22 protein-coding genes are annotated in these 22,970 nt (G+C 46.0%); 12 read left to right on the top strand and 10 right to left on the bottom strand.

Going from position 1 to position 22,970, the window contains the following annotated elements; genetic code table 11:
- Positions 1–56 precede the first annotated feature (56 nt).
- The 4 genes from BEL05_RS04945 to BEL05_RS04970 form a co-directional block, all read right to left on the bottom strand.
- Positions 57–572, bottom strand: a complete 516-nt coding sequence (locus BEL05_RS04945; protein ID WP_069670483.1) for an SMI1/KNR4 family protein — start codon at positions 570–572, stop codon at positions 57–59.
- Complete coding sequence (locus BEL05_RS04950) at positions 573–1,910, bottom strand: RHS repeat-associated core domain-containing protein (protein WP_139151823.1); 1,338 nt, start codon at positions 1,908–1,910, stop codon at positions 573–575.
- Between the two features lie 640 nt (positions 1,911–2,550).
- Positions 2,551–3,954: an ATP-dependent RNA helicase DbpA gene (gene dbpA / locus BEL05_RS04965; protein ID WP_069670487.1), complete on the bottom strand. Its 1,404-nt coding sequence runs from the start codon at positions 3,952–3,954 to the stop codon at positions 2,551–2,553.
- A 238-nt stretch (positions 3,955–4,192) separates the two neighbouring features.
- Positions 4,193–5,614, bottom strand: a complete 1,422-nt coding sequence (locus tag BEL05_RS04970) for an MFS transporter (RefSeq protein ID WP_069670488.1) — start codon at positions 5,612–5,614, stop codon at positions 4,193–4,195.
- A 48-nt stretch (positions 5,615–5,662) separates the two neighbouring features.
- Here BEL05_RS04970 and BEL05_RS21010 point away from each other — a divergent pair, with 48 nt between their 5' ends.
- The 3 genes from BEL05_RS21010 to BEL05_RS04980 all read left to right on the top strand — a co-directional run bounded on the left by BEL05_RS21010 (position 5,663) and on the right by BEL05_RS04980 (position 8,233).
- Positions 5,663–5,827, top strand: a complete 165-nt coding sequence (locus BEL05_RS21010; RefSeq protein WP_175427320.1) for a hypothetical protein — start codon at positions 5,663–5,665, stop codon at positions 5,825–5,827.
- Positions 5,828–5,888: 61 nt separating this feature from the next.
- Positions 5,889–7,811 (top strand): methyl-accepting chemotaxis protein, encoded by a 1,923-nt coding sequence (locus BEL05_RS04975; protein WP_069670489.1) that lies wholly within the window; start codon positions 5,889–5,891, stop codon positions 7,809–7,811.
- A gap of 110 nt (positions 7,812–7,921) precedes the next feature.
- Entirely contained in the window at positions 7,922–8,233 is a 312-nt protein-coding gene (locus tag BEL05_RS04980; protein ID WP_069670490.1) for a hypothetical protein, read from the top strand.
- Positions 8,234–8,295: 62 nt separating this feature from the next.
- On the opposite strand, the gene BEL05_RS04985 is transcribed toward BEL05_RS04980, so the two are convergent.
- Entirely contained in the window at positions 8,296–8,496 is a 201-nt protein-coding gene (locus BEL05_RS04985) for a YheV family putative zinc ribbon protein (protein ID WP_028764415.1), read from the bottom strand.
- A 163-nt stretch (positions 8,497–8,659) separates the two neighbouring features.
- Between BEL05_RS04985 and BEL05_RS04990 the strand changes: the two genes are divergently transcribed.
- Both BEL05_RS04990 and BEL05_RS04995 read left to right on the top strand, forming a co-directional pair.
- Positions 8,660–10,573: an ABC transporter ATP-binding protein gene (locus BEL05_RS04990; protein WP_069670491.1), complete on the top strand. Its 1,914-nt coding sequence runs from the start codon at positions 8,660–8,662 to the stop codon at positions 10,571–10,573.
- A 31-nt stretch (positions 10,574–10,604) separates the two neighbouring features.
- Positions 10,605–11,057 carry a TIGR02444 family protein gene (locus BEL05_RS04995; protein ID WP_028764413.1) on the top strand — a complete coding sequence of 151 codons (453 nt, stop codon included), beginning with the start codon at positions 10,605–10,607 and terminating at the stop codon, positions 11,055–11,057.
- Here BEL05_RS04995 and BEL05_RS05000 read toward each other — a convergent pair.
- Together BEL05_RS05000 and BEL05_RS05005 are read right to left on the bottom strand one after the other, a co-directional pair.
- The gene (locus tag BEL05_RS05000; RefSeq protein WP_069670492.1) at positions 11,044–12,639 is read right to left on the bottom strand and encodes a GMC family oxidoreductase; all 1,596 of its coding nucleotides are present in this window, start codon (positions 12,637–12,639) and stop codon (positions 11,044–11,046) included. The genes BEL05_RS04995 and BEL05_RS05000 overlap by 14 nt on opposite strands.
- 81 nt (positions 12,640–12,720) lie before the next feature.
- Positions 12,721–13,227, bottom strand: a complete 507-nt coding sequence (locus BEL05_RS05005; RefSeq protein WP_069670493.1) for a TAT leader-containing periplasmic protein — start codon at positions 13,225–13,227, stop codon at positions 12,721–12,723.
- Between the two features lie 146 nt (positions 13,228–13,373).
- Here BEL05_RS05005 and BEL05_RS05010 point away from each other — a divergent pair, with 146 nt between their 5' ends.
- The 3 genes from BEL05_RS05010 to BEL05_RS05020 all read left to right on the top strand — a co-directional run bounded on the left by BEL05_RS05010 (position 13,374) and on the right by BEL05_RS05020 (position 15,595).
- On the top strand, positions 13,374–14,357 hold the full coding sequence (locus BEL05_RS05010; RefSeq protein WP_069670494.1) for a hydrolase: 984 nt from the start codon (positions 13,374–13,376) through the stop codon (positions 14,355–14,357).
- Entirely contained in the window at positions 14,351–14,593 is a 243-nt protein-coding gene (locus tag BEL05_RS05015) for a YheU family protein (RefSeq protein ID WP_028764409.1), read from the top strand. The genes BEL05_RS05010 and BEL05_RS05015 overlap by 7 nt, the downstream gene beginning before the upstream one ends.
- A gap of 114 nt (positions 14,594–14,707) precedes the next feature.
- Positions 14,708–15,595, top strand: a complete 888-nt coding sequence (locus tag BEL05_RS05020) for a phosphoribulokinase (protein WP_028764408.1) — start codon at positions 14,708–14,710, stop codon at positions 15,593–15,595.
- A 345-nt stretch (positions 15,596–15,940) separates the two neighbouring features.
- Here BEL05_RS05020 and BEL05_RS05025 read toward each other — a convergent pair whose 3' ends face one another.
- The gene (locus BEL05_RS05025; protein WP_439332365.1) at positions 15,941–16,720 is read right to left on the bottom strand and encodes a tetratricopeptide repeat protein; all 780 of its coding nucleotides are present in this window, start codon (positions 16,718–16,720) and stop codon (positions 15,941–15,943) included.
- A gap of 455 nt (positions 16,721–17,175) precedes the next feature.
- On the opposite strand from BEL05_RS05025, the gene crp reads away from it, so the two are divergent.
- From crp to BEL05_RS05045, 4 genes are all read left to right on the top strand, one after another.
- Positions 17,176–17,811, top strand: a complete 636-nt coding sequence (gene crp, locus BEL05_RS05030; RefSeq protein ID WP_011864391.1) for a cAMP-activated global transcriptional regulator CRP — start codon at positions 17,176–17,178, stop codon at positions 17,809–17,811.
- A gap of 81 nt (positions 17,812–17,892) precedes the next feature.
- Positions 17,893–18,234 carry a PepSY domain-containing protein gene (locus BEL05_RS05035; RefSeq protein ID WP_373316119.1) on the top strand — a complete coding sequence of 114 codons (342 nt, stop codon included), beginning with the start codon at positions 17,893–17,895 and terminating at the stop codon, positions 18,232–18,234.
- A 167-nt stretch (positions 18,235–18,401) separates the two neighbouring features.
- Positions 18,402–19,076 (top strand): response regulator transcription factor, encoded by a 675-nt coding sequence (locus tag BEL05_RS05040; RefSeq protein WP_069670495.1) that lies wholly within the window; start codon positions 18,402–18,404, stop codon positions 19,074–19,076.
- The gene (locus BEL05_RS05045) at positions 19,073–20,407 is read left to right on the top strand and encodes an ATP-binding protein (RefSeq protein WP_069670496.1); all 1,335 of its coding nucleotides are present in this window, start codon (positions 19,073–19,075) and stop codon (positions 20,405–20,407) included. The genes BEL05_RS05040 and BEL05_RS05045 overlap by 4 nt, the downstream gene beginning before the upstream one ends.
- 139 nt (positions 20,408–20,546) lie before the next feature.
- Here the strand turns inward: BEL05_RS05045 and BEL05_RS05050 are convergent, their stop codons facing one another.
- Positions 20,547–21,344, bottom strand: a complete 798-nt coding sequence (locus tag BEL05_RS05050) for a DUF1338 domain-containing protein (RefSeq protein WP_069670497.1) — start codon at positions 21,342–21,344, stop codon at positions 20,547–20,549.
- A gap of 158 nt (positions 21,345–21,502) precedes the next feature.
- Entirely contained in the window at positions 21,503–22,963 is a 1,461-nt protein-coding gene (gene astD, locus BEL05_RS05055; RefSeq protein WP_069670498.1) for a succinylglutamate-semialdehyde dehydrogenase, read from the bottom strand.
- Positions 22,964–22,970: the final 7 nt, after the last annotated feature.

Here is a 22,970-nt window from a genome sequence, read left to right on the forward strand (position 1 = left end):
CTTTAAGCGGTTTATCCAAAGACTAATTTAGGCTGGTGAAACGAGTCTATATACTACTATGTGATTTCCCAATATTTGTCACCCTGAAAAGAATTAAACTTTCGTAAAAAAATACCTAAATCGGCCGCAACTACATCCCAATCAATGCGAGAGTCTATTGCGGAAACAATAACAACCGAACCAAAATCAGCACTCTTAAGGTTACATCGCAGCAATAAATAATCCGAATCACCGACAAACTCTCCGATTATCAAATCCCCCTCTAAAGCATCACTGATTCTTTCACTCTGATATCTATTGGTAGCATCAGCTATCTCATCTAAACAATATATTTTGAGTCCCCACTGTCCATATTTATCATCTTTAAACAAAGTTGCGCCGTCTGTTGCAAGATAAAACTCTTTAGCCTCTAACGGTAAATTAGCTGTTATGCCTGATAACCGATACTCTTCAACCCCATCAAAAAATGAGCAACGAAGCTTGAAAGGAATTTCTGCGCCTCTATGAATAGCTACTTTAGGAGTGCTCCAGTAACTGCTCATCTGGGCTATCATTTCATTTACCATATCCATTTACATATCCCTCCAGAATGAATTGAACTCCTGCTGATGCGTTCTCCGTTGTATTGGAGCTAGATTCCAGAAATCATTTGAACCTCCAAATTCCCTTGGACGAATATGATGAATATCATATTCAGCCCAGCCTCCACGAGGAGTTTTATATCCTCTATCGTACGATTGCTTGATGAATGCTCCTCTTTCCTGAGCTCCCCAAGACACACGTTGAGATTTGGCTACTTTTTGAAGGTGCCCTGTTGGGAATATTATAGATTTTCCGGTTCTTAAATCTGGTATATTTGGGTAAAACCTTCCAGTCTTATTTAGTAGATTAAAACTTCCTCTATTTGGAAAGCTGGGAAGTCTTATACCAGTTGTAATAAGATCATCAGCATGAGTACCTACAGCTCTCATAGGTAAGAATATCATGCTTTTTAAACCTAACCCCAACAAGTCATCGAAGAATAATGATGACTCTATTTCTCCACTTCCTCTACACGGGTAAACATCACAGAATCTAGCCATATCTTTGACGAAATTAGGCAGTTGATATGACTGTGACAAGTCGCCGTAATGGGATAGTTGACGACCAACATCTTTTGACTTTGCTGTTTTCTGCCCCCAAACAGTTATATTAATCTTGCCGGAGGTAACGTTAGGTTTGCCTTGTTGCTTAGATTTCTCTTTTTCAGCTTTGCCTTTCCTGGATTTATTTTTATCCCCACTTCTATCCTCAGGAGCTTTAGGGGCATCACAAGTCGGTTTTGGGGGACACATTGTAATTTCTGTTATGTACCCCGTAGGATCCACCCCAGACATCGGATTATTGAGGATATAAGAGTAAGGATTCGCACTCTGGCTGTTCTCAGGGAACTGCAAGAAGGGGTCGACACTCAGGAAACGGCCGACGTTGTAATCGTACACCCGACCGTTCATGTGAATCAGTTGTTGCTCGTTTAAATGTTCATGATCTGTATAACCTTTAGTCACACCTTGCCAGCTAGCTAACAAGTTATTGCCTGCAGCAATATCCCGCGGCCGACCAAACACATCGTAACCTCGATGCTGCAATACTGCAGCAGTTTTACCATCGACTAAGGTATCAACGCTACCGAGGCGATCTCTTAGCACGTGCTGAAACGGGGATTGATTACCTAAGCTACCAATATGCGCCTTCATCTTGATAGTGTGATCACCAATATAAGTTTTATCTATTGTGCTGCTGAGCGTCACCTCACGTTCAAAGCTGCCAACATAATAGGTTGTAGTAGTGACACTACCCGTTTTTTTCACCTGTTTATAGCGATTACCATTGGCGTCATAACTAAAGGTACTGGTTGTGCCGTTGCGCACCACTGTGAGCGGTTTGTTTTGGTCATTGTAACTTAAACTAACCCCGTCTCCAGTTAATCGATTGCCATTGTTGTCATAGGTGAAGTTGTAAGTAGCCAGGAATCTTGGGTGTCATAATTATTCTGTTAGTCTGCCATCTTCCCAAACTGCCCTATCACGCTTACCTTTGTCGTAATTTTTCTTGTTTTTATAAACTTCATAATGCGGCTGATTTTTGTGGAGTAAATCCTTTTCCCATATTTCTTCAGTTTTTATATTGCAATCAGCTTTACTGATCTGCCCCAATACTTTTGGACACCGAGCTAAGGTGAAATGGACCGCCCCGAGTCTTATGGACAAATTTCACCTAAGCTTTTTGCATAAGAGATATGTTTATGAGTGGACAACGATATACCCCAGAATTTAAAGAAGAAGCCGTTAAGCAAGTGCTAAATGCTCGCTGAGCGATAACATCTTTATACTGATTGGTATCACAGCGAAGATTCGACCTTCAAAGACTTTCAATAAATAAAAATGCTGCCTGCCGCGACTCATGCCAAACGTAAAAACAGCAAACAACAAAAAAGGAGCTAACGTGAGTTAGCTCCTTTTCGAAATAACGTGATAGCTAATTAAGCCAATCGCTAGCTAAAGCGATAAATTAACGCAGTTCCCATGCACGGTAGCTCTTACCTTTAAGCTTGCCCTTAGTGATCTTGTTAAGTGCCTTATTCAGCACTTTACGATCAACGGCAACATAAGAGCGGAATTCAGTGATCTTAATCTTACCCACTTCGGTGCCTTCGATACCGTTATCACCTGTTAGACAACCTAAGATATCGCCTGGACGTACTTTGTTTTTCTTACCACCGTCAATTTGAATCGTGACCATGCGTGGCTGCGGTGGATACGTATCTAATAGATATTCACTTGGCAGTGCTTCACCAATGATGTCACGGCCAATTTCATCTTCAAGCAGTGCAATTTTGTAAGCATCTTCATGATTAAAGAAGGTATGCGCTGCGCCTTTGCTGCCGGCGCGGCCAGTACGGCCAATACGGTGAATGTGCACTTCAGTGTCGTAGGCAACATGGTAGTTGACCACCATGTCCAGTGCATCGATATCGAGTCCGCGTGCTGCCACGTCAGTGGCCACCATTACGCTGGCACTCTTGTTAGCAAAACGCAGTAGCATCTGGTCACGATCACGCTGTTCTAAATCACCGTGAAGGGCGACCACGCTAAAACCATCGTTAGTCAGTTTGGCCGCAACATCTTTGGTTTCACGCTTAGTGTTGCAAAATACCACGGCGCTTTCTGGTTTATGTTGCAGCAGCAAAAGACGCAATGCCTTCATACGGTCATTGTTGTTGCCACACTCATAAAAATGTTGGTCAATCGTGTTACCGTCATGCTTACCTTCAACCTTTACCATGACAGGATTGACTAAAAACTGCTCACTAATGGTTTGAATCTGCTCCGGGAAAGTGGCGCTAAATAGCAAGGTTTGACGCTCACGCGGCACTTCAAGCATGATGGCGTCGAGCTCTTTTTGAAAACCCATCTCTAGCATGCGATCGGCTTCATCAAGCACTAACATGTTAACGTTTTCAAGATCTAAACGACGACGATCTAAATGATCGATAATACGACCAGGAGTGCCCACAATAATATGTGCGCCATGCTCTAACGAGCCGATTTGTGGCCCCATAGGCACACCGCCGCACAGGGTTAAAATCTTGATGTTGTGGATACCACGTGCCAAGGTACGCAGATCCGCCGCAACTTGGTCGGCCAGTTCTCGGGTTGGACACATCACCAACGCCTGAATACGAAAACGCTTCACATCGAGTTTGTTAAGCAAACCTAGGCCAAACGCGGCCGTTTTACCTGACCCTGTTTTCCCCTGACCAATCACGTCTTCGCCATTAAGAATGGCGGGCAAGCTCTGAGCCTGGATCGGTGTCATCGACTCAAAGCCAATGGTGGTTAGCGTATCGAGTAACGCAGGCTTTAACGGCAGGCTGTTAAATGCAGTGTCAGTGTTTGGGGTGGCTTGGCTCACGGTATTTTCCTAGTCGGATCATACAGAGCCTTGTTGAATGTTAATCAATCTAGGCTCGGCAAATCGAATGTTAAGCATGTTAGGAGGCACGCCTAACTGCATCGCGTTCGCATGCGTTAAGCCTTGCCCTATATAGGCGGCGATTATAGCAATGTTTTACCTGCGAGGGAAAAGAGCGTGTAAAACAAAAGCCCCTAGAAAGCGTTATTGCTGTGCTAGGGGCTCATTGGTCGGGCGTTTATGCGGTAACTAACTCGCCCTCATCGTTGTCGCTATCACTGTCTTTAGCATCCATGCGTTTAATCACAGCGCCATAAATGATCAACGACACGGCTGATAAACTGGCGATGGCAGCAAACACATACCAGATGTAATGCGCATTGGATGAGGCCTCAACCCACGCGGCATGGTCGCTAAAAGTACGCGGATCTGGGCAGTAAGCTTGTAACAAGTAACCTGATAAACCAAAGCCCAATAGAGAACTGATAAATGAGTGCAGGTGTGAGAAACCTAAATAAAGTCCCTCTTCACCTTTAGGTGCTTGTAGTGAAAAGTATTCCAAAAAGCGTGGCGAGATAAAGCACTCGGCTAAGCCTTGGAAAACGATACCTATGATCATCATCGCCGCAATAGGGTGCATGCCAAGTATGGTGGCAGCGGGGTCAAACATATTACCCGAAGCCATCAAAAGTGCCGATACTGGCATAATAAACATACCTATGGTCATTGACGACAGCGCACTGCGTTTGGCCATCATTGCCGTGATAAGGCTAACAGACAAAAAGACCACCAAGGGGTTTACGTTGGCATACCAAGAGGGAGACGAACCTTCACCCGCCATGCGCAACACATACTTAGGCATGGTCGCGTACAGTTGGTGCTGTACCATCCAAAAGCCTGAAATAATGACGGTTAATGAAATAAGGCGTCCATTCCCAAGTACTTTGACCAAGGCTTGCCAGATTTGGCCTAAGCTCTTACTCGAACGACTTTGCTCGGTGCTCTTGAAGAACAAGAAGATACTGATAAATGCAAGGAAGGTCATGGTGGCGGCGAAATAGTTAAGGTTTATTAAACCTAAGTCACCCATAGATTCACGCAACGGCTTTACCACAGTTTTCCCTGAAAACGCACCGATATTGACCATCATGTAAAAGATAGAAAAACCCTTGGCGCGGGTCTCTGTCGTGGTCGACAAGGCAACGGTTCCGGTGATCACCGCCTTAATAAACGAGCCACCTATCATGATAACAATCAAAATTGGTACAATTGCCCAGCGAATATCTGCCTCACGTAAGCCGTGATACACCGTCTCTTTACCGTATTCCACCAGCCCTTGTGTTTCAATAAGCATAGGGAAGATAGCAAGCGAGGCATAACCTATGGTCAACAAACCAAAGGCCAGCAGTAGCGCGCCCCTAAAACCAATTTTGTCGGCCAATGCCCCACTGAAGGTGGGTAAGAAATAGAGACCTGCCGAGAAGGAACCGGCCAACCATGCGGCTTCTACGTCGGTAAAGCCTAAAATACGCGACAAATAAAGGGTGATAACGATAAACACCCCGTAATACGCTGCGCGCTCCAACAGCTCAACACCATTGGCTATCCAAAAAATACGCGGAAAGCCCGTACTTGTGTTAGCGGTAACTTTATTATTCATTTTGTGTGTTCCAAGAAAAAAACACACCAAACTACCGCGAGCGCAGCAATGACGCAACCTCTTCAACATCTATTACACATCAATTTTTCAACTGTTGCGATCGTCACCACAAGTTCACCAAGTTCACCTAAGCTTCACGGCTTAACTTGGCCGCAGCACAACGTAAGCCGCACTGACCATAGTGTGGCGATTAATCAGCTGTTTCTATTGTAAAAGACACCTACAGAGTTGCTTTTTCTTTTCTATACTTATGTGGCCCTAAGGAGAAAGTACTATGGTAAAACTCAATATCCGCCGTAAAGTTGTACTCGCAACAATTACCTCAGTCGTGTTATCCATTTTTTTAATCAGCGTATACGCCCTCAGCAGTAGCCGTAGCATTATTCTCGACAGTACCCTAAACCGAGAGCTGCCTGCGGTATTAGGCGAAGTGGCTAACGATATTGATGCGCAGTTACTCATGCCAATCACGGTATCAAAAGTGATGGCAAGCGATCTCAACTATCAGCGGCTACTCGCCCAAGGGGAGCCTGACGACACCCATATCGGGATCATCGAATCACTGGTAAATATTAAGCAGAAATTTAACACCATCACCGCTTTTTTAGTCTCAAATACCTCTGGTCGTTATTTTACTCACGAAGGATTATTTAAAACCTTGTCCAAAAATGATGAACGCGATCAATGGTTTTATCGCTTTCTCTCCAGCGGAAAAGATTATGACTTAGCCATTGACGTTGACGATCTTAACCAAACGCCGACTCTATTTATCAATTACTTAGTAAAGAACAATGGCCAAGCTGCTGGTGTGGCGGGGGTGGGTCTATCACTGGACTCGCTGGCCAAAAATATTAAGCAGTACCAGATAGGTGAAAATGGCTTGGTGTACCTCACCGACGGTCAAGGGGTGATCAAAATCCATGCAGACACCAGTAAAGGCGGCAAAAGCCTCAGCGCACAAGGCGAAATGGACACTGTAAAATTGCTGTCAAAGCAACGTTTTGCCACCTCGCAATATGTCAAAGATGGCGTCGACACATTGGTCGCCAGCCGCTATATCGACACTATAGGTTGGTACCTGATTGCTGAAATCCCACAAAGCGAACTTTACAGCGCACTAAATGATGCAACCTGGTCGTTAGTATTCATGGGCATAGTCTTGGCGCTGATTATTATGTTCACCAGTACTTGGCTGATTAACCGTCTCATTGCACCGTTTGGCGAGTTAGCGACGATGCTAAATGCCATAGGTGAAGGAGAAGGTGATCTGTCACTGCGTCTTGATGACAGCCGCCAAGACGAAACCGGCAGCATGGCAAAAGGCTATAACCAGTTTGTGACTTACTTGAGCAAAACCCTGCAAAGCGTATCAGCAACCGGACATGATCTGTTCGATGCGGTCGAGCGGATAGATAATCAAGCCAAGCACATGGAACATGAAATTAACGAACAGGTCAGTAAGATTGAACAAGTGGCCACCGCTATCCATGAGATGGGCATGACGGCCGAAGAGATAGCTGGCAGTGCAAATAACGCGGCACAAAATGCACACGTGGCTGATGAGTCAGTCAACCACGGTAATCTTTCGGTGCAAAATACCATTAACAGTGTTTCGACCATGAGCGATCAACTGGGCCATACTAGTGAGACCATTAGTCAACTTGCCGAAGACGTCAACTCTATCGATACGGTACTTGAAGTAATACGTGCAGTGTCAGAGCAAACGAATCTATTGGCGCTAAATGCCGCTATTGAAGCCGCTAGAGCGGGTGAGCAAGGCCGGGGATTTGCGGTGGTGGCCGATGAAGTTCGTACGCTCGCTTCTCGCAGTCATGCCTCAACGGAAGATATTCGCAGCATCATTGAAAAACTACAGGCTAAAACCCGTGAAGCCGTTGATGCCATCGCGCAGAGTACCTCTTTGAGCCAAGAAAGCCAGCAAGAAGCCACCACTTCTGGTGAGCATCTGCAAAGCATTGCCGACAATATTAAGGTAATGAATGAGATGAGCGTGCAGATAGCCAATGCCACTGGCGAGCAGTCTAATGTTGTGGGCGAAATTAACCCCCATGTGACCGCGATTGCCGATATTTCACGCGCCAGTAGCGAGGTAGTCAGACAAACCTCTATCGACTGTAGCGACCTCAGGGAGATGGCGGTGCAGCTTAACGAACTAGTGTCGCGCTTCAAGTTTTAGGTTATCAAAGTCACGATGGTTTTGGCGCGATTATTCAGCCAAAGCCATCGCCTTCATCGGCAATAGTGGTTATCCTTAGCGCCAGTTTTAATCAACACCCGAAATAACCCATGACAAAAGCTAATATCAGCAAAGCAGACCTCATTGAGCAGTTACAACAGTGGCAGACGGCACAGATTAGTGCAGAGCAACTGCAAGACTGGATGGTGACCCATTATGATCCCGACGAGGTCAGCATAGGCCAGGGGGAATGCGAATGGACGGTAGAGGCGATGAATATCGTAATGAATGAGTACGAAATTGCTAAGCTTGACAAATTCCGCCAAGAAAACGCACAACTGGCTATCGATTTTATTCAAGCCGAAGAGGCGAGATTTAATCAGACTCGCCATCTATTTCTACAAGATGGGTTTAAAGATTAACTAAACGAGCGAGTGCTAGCCACCATGCATAGGGCCTAGCACTCTGACTTGCGCAGAGAGAATTAAGGCTTAAACACGCCGATCACATCACCCGTCGCTTTCGCGGCAACCTGCTCTTCCGTTTGCTGATCGCGGTAATCACATTCTACGCACTCTACGGTTTCGACACCTTGCTCTTTGAACAACACAATACTGTCGGTTGCCTTGCATTGAGGACACTTTGCCCCCGCGACGAAACGCTTCTTTACTCTGACTTTGCTCACGTTGTGATTAACCTGTGATGATAAATGGGTTGTCAATTGCCGCCATTTTGCCACAGCTTTGCCAAAAAGACCCCAATAATCCCCCTAAATAGTGGCCTAAATAGCCGACTTTACGCTATTATCCCCTCCCTATTATCTCCACCCAAGTAGCAAGCCGACCTCAATGATCACCATTACTCAAGCGCAACTGATTCGTGGCACCAAGACTCTCTTGGATGAAACCTCACTGACGATTTATCCCGGCCACAAAGTGGGGTTGGTTGGCGCTAATGGCACAGGAAAATCCTCCTTGTTGGCACTGATTCTCGGTCATTTGAGCCTGGACAAAGGTGAATTCAGCGTACCAGCGGGTTGGCAGATAGCCACCGTCGCACAGGAAACGCCAGCGCTTGAAGTGAGCGCCATCGAATATGTGATCGATGGGGACAGAGAGTATCGTCAACTTGAGCAAGCCCTGCATCAAGCTCAGCTCGATGACAATGGTCATGACATAGCCTTGCTACATGGCAAGATTGACGCCATTGGCGGTTATAGCATTCAATCTCGCGCAGCAAGCTTATTGGCAGGTTTGGGCTTTAGTGACACCGAACAGAAAAATCCCGTGAAGAGTTTCTCGGGGGGGTGGCGTATGCGCCTCAACTTAGCCCAGGCACTACTGTGCCGCTCTGAGTTGTTGCTACTCGATGAGCCAACCAACCATTTAGACTTAGATACCATGTATTGGCTCGAAGGGTGGATTAAGGCCTATCAAGGTACGCTCATTTTGATCAGTCACGACCGCGACTTTATTGATGCGATTGTGGATGAGATTGTGCATGTTGAACACCACAAGCTGAACTACTACAAAGGTAACTACAGTGCCTTTGAACGTATCCGTGCCGAGCGTATGGCCCAGCAACAAGTTGCCTTTGAACGACAACAAAAAGAGCGGGCTCATATGCAGTCTTTTGTTGACCGCTTCCGTTATAAGGCCAGTAAGGCAAAGCAAGCCCAAAGCCGCTTAAAAGCGCTAGAGCGCATGGCGGACCTGCTGCCATCCAAAGCCGACAGCCCTTTTTATATGGCCTTTAGAGCACCCGATGCCCTGCCTAATCCACTAGTTAAGATGGAACAGGTGTCGGTGGGTTACAACGACACACCAATTTTGAACCATGTACACCTCAACCTAGTTCCGGGTGCCCGTATCGGTTTGCTTGGACGCAATGGTGCAGGTAAATCGACACTGATAAAGTTATTGGCCGAACAACTTAAACCCATGAGCGGCGTTTACGAGACAAACCCGGGTTTAAATATCGGTTACTTTGCCCAGCATCAATTAGAGTTTTTGCGCCTCGATGATTCACCACTGCAACATTTAGTTAGACTGGCACCCACCCATAGAGAGCAGGAGCTAAGAGACTTTTTAGGTGGCTATGGCTTTAATGGTGATATGGCATTAGCGCCCGTGCGCCCCTTCTCTGGCGGTGAAAAAGCTCGTCTAGTACTGGCTCTGCTGGTATGGCAACGCCCTAACCTATTACTGCTCGATGAACCGACTAACCACTTAGATTTAGAGATGCGTCATGCGCTAACTATGGCGCTGCAATCGTTTGAGGGCGCCATGATTATCGTGTCGCATGACAGACACTTGCTACGCCTTAGTTGCAGTGACTACTACCTAGTTGATCAGGGTGAAGTCCGCAGCTTCGACGGCGATCTCGATGATTACCATCAGTGGTTACTCGATGCTGCCAAGGGCGCTAATAAGTCTGAGTCGGTTGTGGATGCCACGCCAGCACAAGATAAAAAACTACAAAAGCGTCTCGAAGCAGAGTTACGCCAAAAATTGTCGCCACTTAAAAAAATACAAACCAAACTCGAAAAAGCACAGCAGCAATGCAGTGAACGCCTCAGCGAATTAGAAAATATGCTCGCCGACACCAGTTTGTACGATGCTGATAATAAGCCTAAATTAACCCAAGTGCTTAGTGAACGCACCACCTTAACCCAATCGCTCGAAGAGAGTGAAATGGAATGGTTAGAGTTACAAGAGCAGATTGAAGCCATTGAGCAAAGCGTTAAAGCTGAGTTAAGCTAATCTGTATTAGGGGTTCAACAAGGAAGCTGACATGACCTATTTAAATCAATTTGACCTGTCACTATGGCAAGAGTGCGATACCTTATATGCCAACGGACAGCGAGGTTATCTGCAACTGCAAGATGACTATGGTGTGAATGTTAACTTATTGCTGTTAGCGACCTGGCTTGACGGGCAAGCCTATCGATTAAGCACTCAAGCTTGGGAGCAACTCTTTACGCAGATAGATAGCTGGGAAGAGAAAGTGCTTAAGCCTTACCGTAAATTGCGTAAGCTAAGCAAATGCAACCTGGCCGACAGCGAATACCAACAGATGCTCGATGTCGAACTGATGCTAGAACGTAAGGCACAAGCGCTGATTCTGCATAAAGTTAGGCAGCTGCCCGATGAGAGTCGCGAGCAAAACCTGCCTCGCTACCTGTCTCTTTTCGGCGTAGAGTTATCACAACTCAGTGAACTACAAATTGCTGCTACTGAGGTTTAGCGGTTAATCTTTGCGCCAGTAAACTCGCGTTTTTGGCCGTGATACCATAAATGGATAACTGTGGGTTTGCCCCAAGGCTGGTTGGAAACAGCGAGCCGTCCATCACAGATAGATTATCGAAATAGTGGCTACTGCCCTCACTATCGACCATGGCCGTTTTAGTATCTTCCCCCATAGGGCAACCGCCCATCACATGTGCCGAGGCAACCACTGTCTTAAGTGGTGCCAAATCCATCTCGGCAATCGCCTTCTTTGCCTCAGTCCAACTCGACAAGTAGGGCATCCCCTCGCTGATAGGAAGTACTTGCTTTGCACCAGCCGCAAATTGTAACTCTGCCATGCTAGCAAAGGCGCGCCGAGCCGCATGCCAAAAAGCATCCGTGAGCGGATAATCTAAACTAAAACCACTGTCTGTTAGCCTCACCTGACCACCTTGGCTATCAGGGTGATACCCGTCTCTCACTAAGGCAATAGTGACCTGTAACTGATTAAACTTGGCCATGAGCTCTGCATGACTCTGACCATAGCCTAATGTTTTTGAGGCAATTAAAATCGGATGCACCGGAGGAACTTCCAATTTGTAACCCAGTTCACCCTCAGCACCATCTTGCCAAACAAACTGATCAGAATAGATTGATTGCGGGGCACCAGCATGACCATTAATAGGATCATTAAACATGGCACCACTGAGTAACGTTGGGTGTAAAAAGGTACGTTTACCCAAGATATAGTATGGATCGGGCAGCTTTGAGCGCATCATCAAGGTCGGCGTATGGATAGCGCCAGCACTCAAGATGTAATGCTTAGCTTTAAACAACAGCTCCACGCCTGTGGGTTTTAACGACTCGCTCAACGCCTGAGCTTTAAGGCCATAGACCTTATCGTTAGTGTGCTCAATCTTACTCACCTTAGCGCGACTCACCAATGTCGCCCCGCGATTAAGTGCCGCAGGGATCGTCGTGAGTAGCATAGATTGTTTGGCATTAACTGGGCAGCCCATGCCGCAATAACCGCTGTTCCAGCAGCCTGCCACATTACGCTTAATCACGGTAAAATCCCAGCCTAAGGCTTCACAACCTTGCCTTAATGCCAAATTATTCCGATTGGGCTCATAAGCCCACTCGCTAATGTTGAGCCGCTGCTCCATCTTTTCAAACCAAGGCTTGAGTGACTCAGCAGACAGACCCGTTATAGATTTCTCTTTTGCCCAGTACTCGAGGGCATTTTGAGGAGTACGGATCGAAGTGGTCCAGTTGACAGTGGTCGAGCCACCTACGGCCCGACCCTGAAAGATCCCAATCGCCTTATCTTTGGTCTTCATTGACGCGGCCTGCTGATAGAGATTGGGGTAAGCGCGGCGCTCCTCCATATTAAAGCTCTCAGATGACTTTAACGGTCCACCTTCGATGATAATCACCGATAGCCCCGCCTCACTGAGAATCTCTGCGGCGACACCACCACCAGCGCCACTGCCCACAATCACGACATCAGCTTCTAGGGTCTGCGCCTGCGTCACTTGGCTCGCATCAATGTGCTTCCAACCTGAGGCTAAACCTTGTTGTATCGGATCTTGTATGGCCAACAGACTTCCTCCAACCTTTATATTCAACCACTTATCAACAGACCATGGTCTGCTTGTTTTAATGAGCAATACGCAAAAGGTTTAATTTAAAAATGTGGGTTTATTGTAATTCAGTCGAGTCCAGTGTTCGGGGCTAGAGTAATAACTGGCAATCACCAATTCACGCAGCCCCTGATAGGCGGTGATCATCATATCTAGGTAGCTAGCACGCCAGCGCTCTAACATCTCAACCAATTCAGCCGGACGGCGCATTAATAACGGCGTCATACTGCCAGTTAATAACAGTAATCCTAAACGAGATTCCAATAACTCAAGTAACTCTTCCAGCTCTGCACGGCTATCATCAGGCAACAACCCCATGGTTGCCACGATTGCTTCTATGGTTTGGTTCTGTGCCACGATACGCTGAGATTCAATTTCAGGCAGTGCACCATCAAGAAATACCGGGATCAATAAACTAAACAGCAGTCGATGCTGCTCATCTAAGGCTTCACTAATCTTAACGTGAGACGGTGAATAGAGATTAACCCCAAGCGCTAATGCACCTGTGCCCACCAGTGCGCTAGTCAGAAATGTTCTTCGTTTCATCATCTCCCCTGTTTGAGGTTTTTATTTAGGAAAGTCGGCTAATCTGATGTGCTATGTAGATGAAAAAGCCAGTTGATAAATCTATGTTACACTAGCGACTCATTCAACAATTAAACACACGTTTTAATTTTCAGCAATAGCCAATTATGATAAAGCCATACTTTTCGCCACCTTGGTGGGCTAAAAATCCCCATGTCCAAACGATCTTACCCGTACTGACTAAGGTGGACAGACCACCCCTAACCCGCCAACGGCTTGAACTTGAAGATGGTGACTTTATCGATTTAGATTGGCTAAGCCAGCCTAAAACTGGTGCGCCCATTGTGGTGCTAGTGCATGGCCTTGAAGGCAGCAGCGACTCCCATTACGCCAGACGCCTGCTGCAAGATTTAGCCCAACAGCAGATAAGCGCCGTGGTTCATCATCATCGCAGCTGCTCCGGTGAAAGTAATCGATTGGCCAGAAGCTACCACAGTGGTGACACCCAAGATCTGCATGCCTGCTTGGCGATGCTCAAACAGCAGCACCCAAGCTCAGCATTACTGGCCGTTGGTTATAGTTTGGGCGGCAATGTACTGACTAAATATTTAGGCGAACGGGGCGAAACCTCACTAATCGAACGCGCTGTGGTGGTCTCTGCACCATTGCATCTTGCTGCTTGCGCAACACGTCTTAAGAAAGGCTTTTCTAAAGTTTACCAAAGCCATTTAATCAAGCAGTTGCAACAAAAAGTACGCGATAAGCTAAACAATCCACAATTGACTGCACTCATGCCCGTTAGCAATGATGAAGTCGCGCAGCTGAGCACCTTCCATCTATTTGATGATAAGATCACCGCCCCGCTCCACGGCTTTAATGGTGTGGAAGATTATTATCATCGGGCCAGTGGCTTGCCGTTTTTAAGTCAGATCACTCGCCCTTGCTTAGTGCTGCACGCCAAGGATGACCCTTTTATGAATGATGAAGTGATCCCAGCCAATTCACAATTAGCCCCAGCAGTCACTTATGAATTGCACAATAATGGCGGCCATGTGGGTTTTATTGATGGTGGTACTCCTTTTCGTCCCCGCTACTATTTAGAAAAACGTATTGTCAGCTTTTTAATTCACTCGGATAAATCACCATGTTAGTGCCTTACGAATCACTACTACAATTGCCAAGCGAAACCTTAGATCGCTTAATCAAAGAGTTTCTGTTTACTCAGACTGAAGACGGTAGCTTCGCCGCATTGGATGATCAGGCTGTGACGAATGCCATCACCAAATGTCGAGCGGCACTGGCGCGCAATGACCTAGTGGTCGAATACAGCGAAGATGATGAGTCAATTGCGATTAGATCCAAAGAGAACACCCTATTTAAAGGCTAGGCCCCTGAGGGCAAGTCTACGGTAATATTGACCTGTGTAGGGTGTGTGCCGTATAACTATGGGTTCACTGATGCCTTGTGCTGGCATCAATTTCAGCGTTTTTTAGGTAAAAAGATGTCAGCCAAACACCCGATTATTGCCGTAACGGGCTCTTCTGGAGCCGGTACCACCACGACGACAACCGCATTTAGTCATATCTTCCGTCAACTCGGAATTAATGCCGCTGTTATTGAAGGGGATAGCTTTCACAATTTTACGCGTCCTGAAATGGAGCTGAAGATACGCCAAGGCCAAACTGACAATAAAAACATCAGTTACTTTGGCCCAGAAGCCAACGATTTCGCTCGGTTAGAGCAGTGTTTTAGTGATTATAGCGCCACAGGCCAAGGCGATACACGCTCCTATCTGCACACCTTCGATGAAGCCGTGCCCTTTAACCAGATGCCAGGCACTTTTACCCAATGGCGACCACTGCCTGATAATACCGATATGCTGTACTACGAAGGCTTACATGGTGGTGTTGTCACTGATGAGGTTAACGTTGCCCAGCATGTGGATCTGCTTATCGGCATGGTGCCTATCGTCAACCTTGAGTGGATCCAAAAGATCATTCGAGACACCTCCGATAGAGGCCACAGCCGTGAAAAAGTGATGGGATCAATTGTGCGCAGTATGGATGATTACATTAACCATATGACACCACAGTTTTCTCGTACTCATATCAATTTCCAACGTGTTCCCACTGTCGATACTTCTAATCCGTTTAGTGCTAAAACGATACCTAGCTTAGATGAAAGCTTTGTGGTGATCCGCTTTCGTGGCATTAACAATGTCGATTTTCCCTACTACTTAAAAATGATCGATGGCAGCTTTATGTCGCGTATCAATACCCTAGTGGTACCGGGTGGCAAGATGTCACTGGCTATGGAACTGATTTTAACGCCATTGATCCGTGACTTATTAGAAAAAAGACAGCATCTACTGGATTTGGATAACGAATAATTCAAACACTTAAGATTCATTTAAGTCTCTAAGGGTAGACTCACTGCTATCGGGATTTCAGGCGAAAGACTGATAGTTAGTATACTCTTGGGAGTGAATTCCCCCATCTTGATCTGTTTGTTTCCTTGAGTATGCTAACGTCCCGAATTTTCTCAGTTACTCCCTCTTTCAGCACACTCCATCTTGTCGCTCAAGCACAAATATACGCATTAAATACACCATAAGGTTTCACGATTATTTTGCGCGCGTAGCCTTAGCACTTGCCCAACTGTAGAGCCACCATTGAGCAGACATAAAAAACGCCAGCATCTTGCAATGCTGGCGTATTGTTAATCTCAATGAACATTACTGTCCTAAAGGCACGACTTCACGGTAGGGTTGCTGCTGTTGATAATTTTGTAATCTCAACTCAAACTCACTGGAGCGATTCTGCTCAGCGGCCTGCTTCAATGCCTCAATCGCTCGCTGCTGAGTGTCGATGGCAGCAGTATAATCACCGATTTCTGCATAAGCGGCTGCCAAGTTATCTAAATTAGTCGGATCGGCGCTGTTAGCTTCAACTAAGCCTTTGCCAATCTCTAATGCTCTATCACCATTGCGATACTTTGACTCTGGACAGGTTGATAAAATCCACACCACATTGCCAAGAGATATCTCATCACCGACGGCAAGAAAGTGATCCACTGCTTTACCACAATTGCGCGCAACTCCTTCTCCACCAGCGGCATAGATAAAACCTAAACGAAACTGTGCCCATTTGTTCTCTTGGGCTGCTAACTGCAGATACCAACGCTCCGCCAACGCTAAGTCTTTCGTAATAATTTTGCCGTCAAATGCTAAATCAGCAATAGTCTGTGCGGCTTTTTCATGACCTTGCTCCGCTGCCCGTGATACCCACTGCGCCCCCAGTTGCTGGTTCTGTTCAACGAAACGACCCGAAAGATACATCAGGCCCAGTAAAAATTCGGCTTCAGGCTCTCCCTGAGCAGCTTTGAGCTGGATATGCGCCAGTTTACTAGCCATTGCAGCGGATTCAGTCGCAGGAGTTGAGAAAGCCCAAGCGTGACTTGTGATTGCCATAGCAGCAATCAAGCTTGCAACTTTAATCCAAACAGATGTTTTCACGATTTAATGCTCTCCTACATCAAGCTACATAGCCTTTTGGCTAATTGTAATTTGATCACAACCTTGGAAAATGACCCCAGATACGCCGTAAATATGACGCTAGAGAATAACGTTAGCAATAATTAGCGCCTCAAGTCGAGAAAAAAACGTATTAATGTGCATGAAAATCCATTGTGTGTGCGGCAAACTGTGATTTAGTAAACAAGTTAGATGTGATTTACGCAGCATTGTCGGTTAAATAACGTGGGCTTTTAACGGTATTAGTTGACATATATTACTAATGTATCAAAATAAACTCCCATAATTGAAAGCAAGTTACATTGAGTTTTATTGAGTTGTTGATTGCATATTTATTGCAAACTTTGATCTCTCGCGAGGTTTTTCCCACTTAATTGACGTAATCTGCTTATTTAGCATATTCTTGTATTTACATTAATCAGTCGAGGAACATAGGCATGGCTCTGATTGGTAAGCCAAAACCTGATCCAACTTTGGAATGGTTTTTATCACACTGTCACATTCATAAGTATCCAGCCAAAAGCACTCTGATCCATGCTGGTGAAGACTCTGATACCTTGTACTACATCGTTAAAGGTTCTGTTGCCGTCTTGATTAAAGATGAAGAAGGCAAAGAGATGATTCTCTCTTACCTAAATCAGGGTGACTTTATCGGTGAATTAGGTCTGTTTGAAGAGCAAGCCGAGCGTACTGCTTGGGTTCGCGCTAAACAAGCCTGTGAAATCGCAGAGATCTCATACAAGAAGTTTAAGCAATTGATTCAGGTAAACCCTGAGATTTTGATGAAACTCTCTTCACAGATGGCTTATCGCTTACAAAGCACTAGCCAAAAGGTGGGTGACTTAGCTTTCCTAGACGTTGCAGGTCGTATTGCACAGACATTGCTACATCTAGCCAAGCAACCTGATGCGATGACACACCCGGATGGCATGCAAATCAAGATCACTCGTCAAGAGATCGGTCAGATTGTTGGTTGTTCACGCGAAACGGTTGGCCGTATTCTTAAGATGCTTGAAGAGCAGAACTTAATTCAAGCTCACGGTAAAACAATCGTGGTATACGGTACTCGCTAAGCGTACATTAAGTTAGATTTAATAGATCTTCGCTAAAGTGGCCTGACATCTAGTCAGGCCATTTTTTTTAGGATAGCGTTAGTGAATTTTATCTCTCTTATTAGCACCACTGTCCTAACATTGATCTTACTGGGCACAAGCTATGCGTCGACCTCTATTGAGCTTGAGCATAACCAAGCTAAAAAACTGGTTAGCCAAGGTAAAATCCTCTCTCTAGATCTAACCTTGGTGCATGTACAGCAATACTGTGCAGGAAAATTAATTGACGCCCATCTATATCAAGCTCAAGGCCGCTGGAGCTACGACCTACGACTTAAAACCCTTGAAGGCGAGCTAGTATCACTCAGTATTGATGCGGCAACCGGTCAACTTCAAAGCTACCAACAGTTGCCATTAACCTGTCATGACACGAACAGTAAGTAATACCAATCACTATAATCCACCACAAAATTAATCTGCTTTACATCAGCCCGTTGAAAAGTAGTATTATCTTTGTCATATAAACTCTCACTCGATGTTCTGGACCCTGGCACCTCCTCGCAGGCCACACCAGTTGATAACGAGAATGAACTTGAAGGTACACTCAGACAATGAAATTGCTGCTGGTTGAAGACAACGCACTATTAGTGGAAGAGCTGGAAAAACAGTTAAAGCAAGCAGGTTATGTCACCGATGTTACCGACAGAGCTGCTGAAGCAGACTATCTGCTTAAAGAAACCAACTATGACTGCGTTATTTTGGATATTGGCCTGCCTGATGGCAATGGCTTAGAATTGCTAGAGCGTTGGCGCAACCAAGGTATCAATACGCCTGTCATCATGTTAACCGCTCGCAGTCAGTGGCATGAAAAGGTTGAGGGATTCAATGCTGGTGCTGATGACTATTTAGGTAAGCCTTTCCATACCCAAGAGTTGTTAGCCCGTATACATGCGTTAATACAGCGCGCGCATGGCAAAGCCAGTACGCCTTCAAAAGAACTGAGCTTTGAAGGGGTCACCTTGGATGAGGGACAGCAGAGCGTGACTGTGGGTGACAATCACTTTGAACTCACCGCGATGGAGTTTCGGCTACTTAAAATATTCCTTATGTCACCGAAAAAATTACTTTCCAAAGCACAGCTTACCGACAAACTTTATCAATTTGATGATGAAAAAGAGAGTAATGTGGTTGAGGTTTACGTGACCCATCTGCGTAAGAAGCTGGGTAAAACTGCGATTGAAACTCGACGAGGCCAAGGTTATATCTTTCACGGCTTGAAACAATGATCTCGATTAAGACTAAACTAAGCCTGTGGTTAACAGGCTTAGTTATTATCTCAACATTTATTGCCATCGCCTTCTTCGAATCTATGCTCAGGCAAGCCTTTCATGACTCAATCATAGACCGACTTGAGGAAGATTTGGAGCAAGTGTTACTCGCCATTAATGTCGAGAATGGCGACATCAGCATAGATCAAAGTCAACTTTCTGGTTTCTACAATCCCGTTTATTCTGGTCGCTACTACCAGCTAAATATGGAAGGTGTGGAGCTGCGCTCGCGCTCACTTTGGGATCAACGGCTCAATATCCAGTCGTTGAATAAAGGAGAAACTCGGGTGTGGCAGACAAAAGGCCCGCAAAATCATGATATCCAACTGCTCTCTTTAGGGCTAAGCAACCAAGCTGCCCACCAAAACGCCACCCTAACGGTAGCCCAAGATCTCAGTATTGGCCGAAAGGTGTTTACCCAAGTATATGGCACAAAATTAAGCGTAAACCTCGCAATGTTATTAGCCATGATAGCGGGGATATTTTTGGTGCTCAGGCAATCTTTTAAACCGATAAACGACATGCAACACGCACTGGTCAAACTGCGTGAGGGCGAGATCACCGCACTGGATGCGACGAAAATTCCGCCAGAACTAACGCCATTAGCCGACACCTATAATGAATTGCTCAAGTATTCCAGCAAACAGATGGAACGCAGTCGCAATAACTTAGGCAACTTAAGCCACGGGCTAAAAACACCGCTGGCAGTGATGCAGCAGCAAGTCGAAGCTCTTGGGCTCAAAGATCCAGACAGCGCAATAGCATTGCAAAAACAGCTCGACCAAGTGCATAAGATGATTGAGCGCAAACTGGCCGCAGCGAGAATTACCGGCGATATGCTACCAGCCGCACAGCTGCAACTGCCTAAAGATCTGCATGATCTATCTCAAACATTGGCTAAGGTGCACAGTGCCAAAACGATTAACTGCCAGTTTGAGCTTTCAACCACAGTGTCTAGGCTGCCAATTCACCGCGAAGATGGCATGGAGCTTATCGGTAACTTAATGGATAACGCTTATAAATGGGCACAAACTGTGGTGCAAGTCAGTGTGGTCAACCATGACGATACCCTAACCCTTGTCATTGAAGATGATGGGCCGGGCGTTGCCAGCGACGAACTCACTCTACTTACCCATAGAGGCAGGCGTTTAGATGAAGAGATCATGGGCCATGGGCTCGGTCTCTCTATTGTTAAAGATATCGCCGAGCAATATGAAATTGGACTGAAGTTTGATCACAGCACTCACTTAAGTGGTTTAAAAATCGAACTGACCTTTAATAAGCTGTAAGGTTGCCAATGGCACGCGTTAAGCGCCTCACTCACACTCAAGTAATACCAATCAGTTTAAGTTGGCTCTGTGGTAAAAAACACCCATAAAAAAGCCGATGCGACCGCATCGGCTTTCTAACGAAATTCACTCACTCGGATTAACCGTTATTAGTGCTCTCAAAAATCTTGTCAGCAGAGGCTGCCACAAAGCCTGTGTACAACTCACCATCAGCTTGAGGGTAACGCAGTGCAAACTCATAGAAACAGCTTGGAATCGCCTTTTGAGCGTCTTTAAAGTCAACAGTGATTCTATCTGCCATCGTCGACGACTGCTCAAGCAGGACTTCTGCAGAACCTTTGACTTCACCACCGACACTATTTAAGACAAAATCGCCCTGTTTTAGGGTTTCATTGACTTCTAAAATCGTGTTGTAACCAGGTAAATGGTTAATCGATACCGTAAAGTGGTTAGCGCGGTAACCAAATGCAGCAACCCAAGCCGCGTACTCACTTTCAGCCAGTAAGGCCTCATAAGTACTGTAGTCGAGTTCCCAATGACGACCCGAATAGAGGAAGTTTTCAGCATGGGTCGCTGCAACGTCAACTTGCTCAACCAAGGCTTTCACAGTCGCTTGTAGTTCAGGACTAAAGGCTTCAACCATCAGCTCAGAGATAAATACCTTAGGCTGTTTTGGATCTGGGTGCTCAAAATGCTTAGCTTTGAGCTTTTTCGCTTCAAAATTATAATCACCGCAGGCAACATAGCCAAGGGACTCAAAGTGCTTTGCCAGCACGCCTAAGTTCACTTTTTCAATGTTAAAGGTGCGCAGCGCAATATGGTCATTGATAATGGTCTCACCCTTAGCCAAAAGCTGGTGTACTTTCGCAGCTGAAGGGGTCATTTCAACATAGTCGTCCCAAAGGGCGGCAAATAACTGGTTTACATCTGTGTGCATCAATTTCTTCCTTAACGGCATCGTGCTCTCAGTCTTTTGCTATGGCAGCTGAGTTGTGGTTATCACGATATAAGTACAACGAGAGTAAAGAGATTAATCTTTCGTGTACGACTTTTAAAAATGGCGCAGCTCAAACAAGCTGCCCCATGGTGTTTCTCTTAAACAGTTAGGCCTGGGCTTAACGTGGCTGGCAAACTAACCGCATCAGCTTCAACCGAAGCAACTGGGTAAGCACAGTAATCGGCAGCATAAAATGCGCTGGCTCTATGGTTACCTGAAGCGCCTACGCCACCAAAAGGTGCCGCGCCTGATGCGCCCGTGATCTGCTTGTTCCAGTTAACAATACCTGCACGAATACGCGCAAGGAAATAGTCATAATCATCACGGCTGTCGGCCAATATCCCCGCTGAAAGGCCGTAACGGGTATTGTTTGCTAGCTTAATCGCTTCATCAAACTCAGTATAACGAACCACTTGTAACAGCGGACCAAAGTACTCTTCATCTGGTAGTTCGATCACTTGGGTAACGTCGATAAGGCCCGGAGAAACAAGACCTGTACCCGCTTCAAGATGGGTTAACTCCACCAACGCCGTACCACCTAGGTTAACCAAGTTACGCTGCGCTTCAACCATACCTTTGGCCGCAGTTTCTGAAATCATAGATCCCATGAATGGCTGTGGCTGTGCGTTCCACGGTCCCACTTTGATCTGCTTAACGGCTTCAGCCAGTTGAGCTAATAGCGCATCACCTTCGGCGCCTTTCTCCACATACAAGCGACGTGCACAAGTACAACGTTGACCTGATGAGATATAAGCCGATTGAATGATGTCATGAACCGCAGCCTTGGTATCCTTAACACCTTTGATAATAAGTGGATTATTACCACCCATCTCAAGCGCTAGAATTTTACCAGGGTCGCCAGCATATTGCTGATGCAAGATATGACCGGTACGCGAGCTACCAGTAAAGAACAGGCCATCGATTTGCGGATGTGATGCTAGCGCCTTACCGGTTTCAACTTCACCTTGAACTAAGTTAATCACACCTGCAGGAAGTCCCGCCTTTTCCCACAACTTAAGCATTAGCTCAGCGGTTTTAGGGGTAAGCTCTGACGGCTTAAATACCACAGTGTTACCTGCAAGCAGCGCAGGAACAATATGTCCATTAGGCAGATGCCCTGGGAAGTTGTAAGGACCAAATACCGCCACAACACCGTGCGGCTTGTGACGCAACACAGCGCGGCCAGCTGGTGTGTCATTTTCAGTGGTGCCAGTACGCTTGTTGTACGCGGCAACAGATAAGCCTATCTTGCCGACCATAGCGCCCGCTTCAGTCGCGGTTTCCCACTGAGGTTTGCCAGTTTCTTGAGCAATCGTTTCAGCTATTTCCGCTTTACTCGCTTCAAGTTGATCGCGATAAGCTTCTACGATGGCTAAACGCCCCTCAAAACCCAGCATAAACCAATCAAATTGCACCGCACGCGCAGCATCAACAGCACTATTAACTTGCTCAGGCGTTGCCGTATTGCTCTGCCAGATAACTTCATTGTTTGCAGGGTTCTTCGACGTCACATCGTGACCTAGACCAGCAACCCATTGACCATTTATAAATTGACTCATAATTTTA

It is taken from the genome of Shewanella colwelliana (assembly GCF_001735525.1).
GTDB classification, from domain to species: domain Bacteria; phylum Pseudomonadota; class Gammaproteobacteria; order Enterobacterales; family Shewanellaceae; genus Shewanella; species Shewanella colwelliana.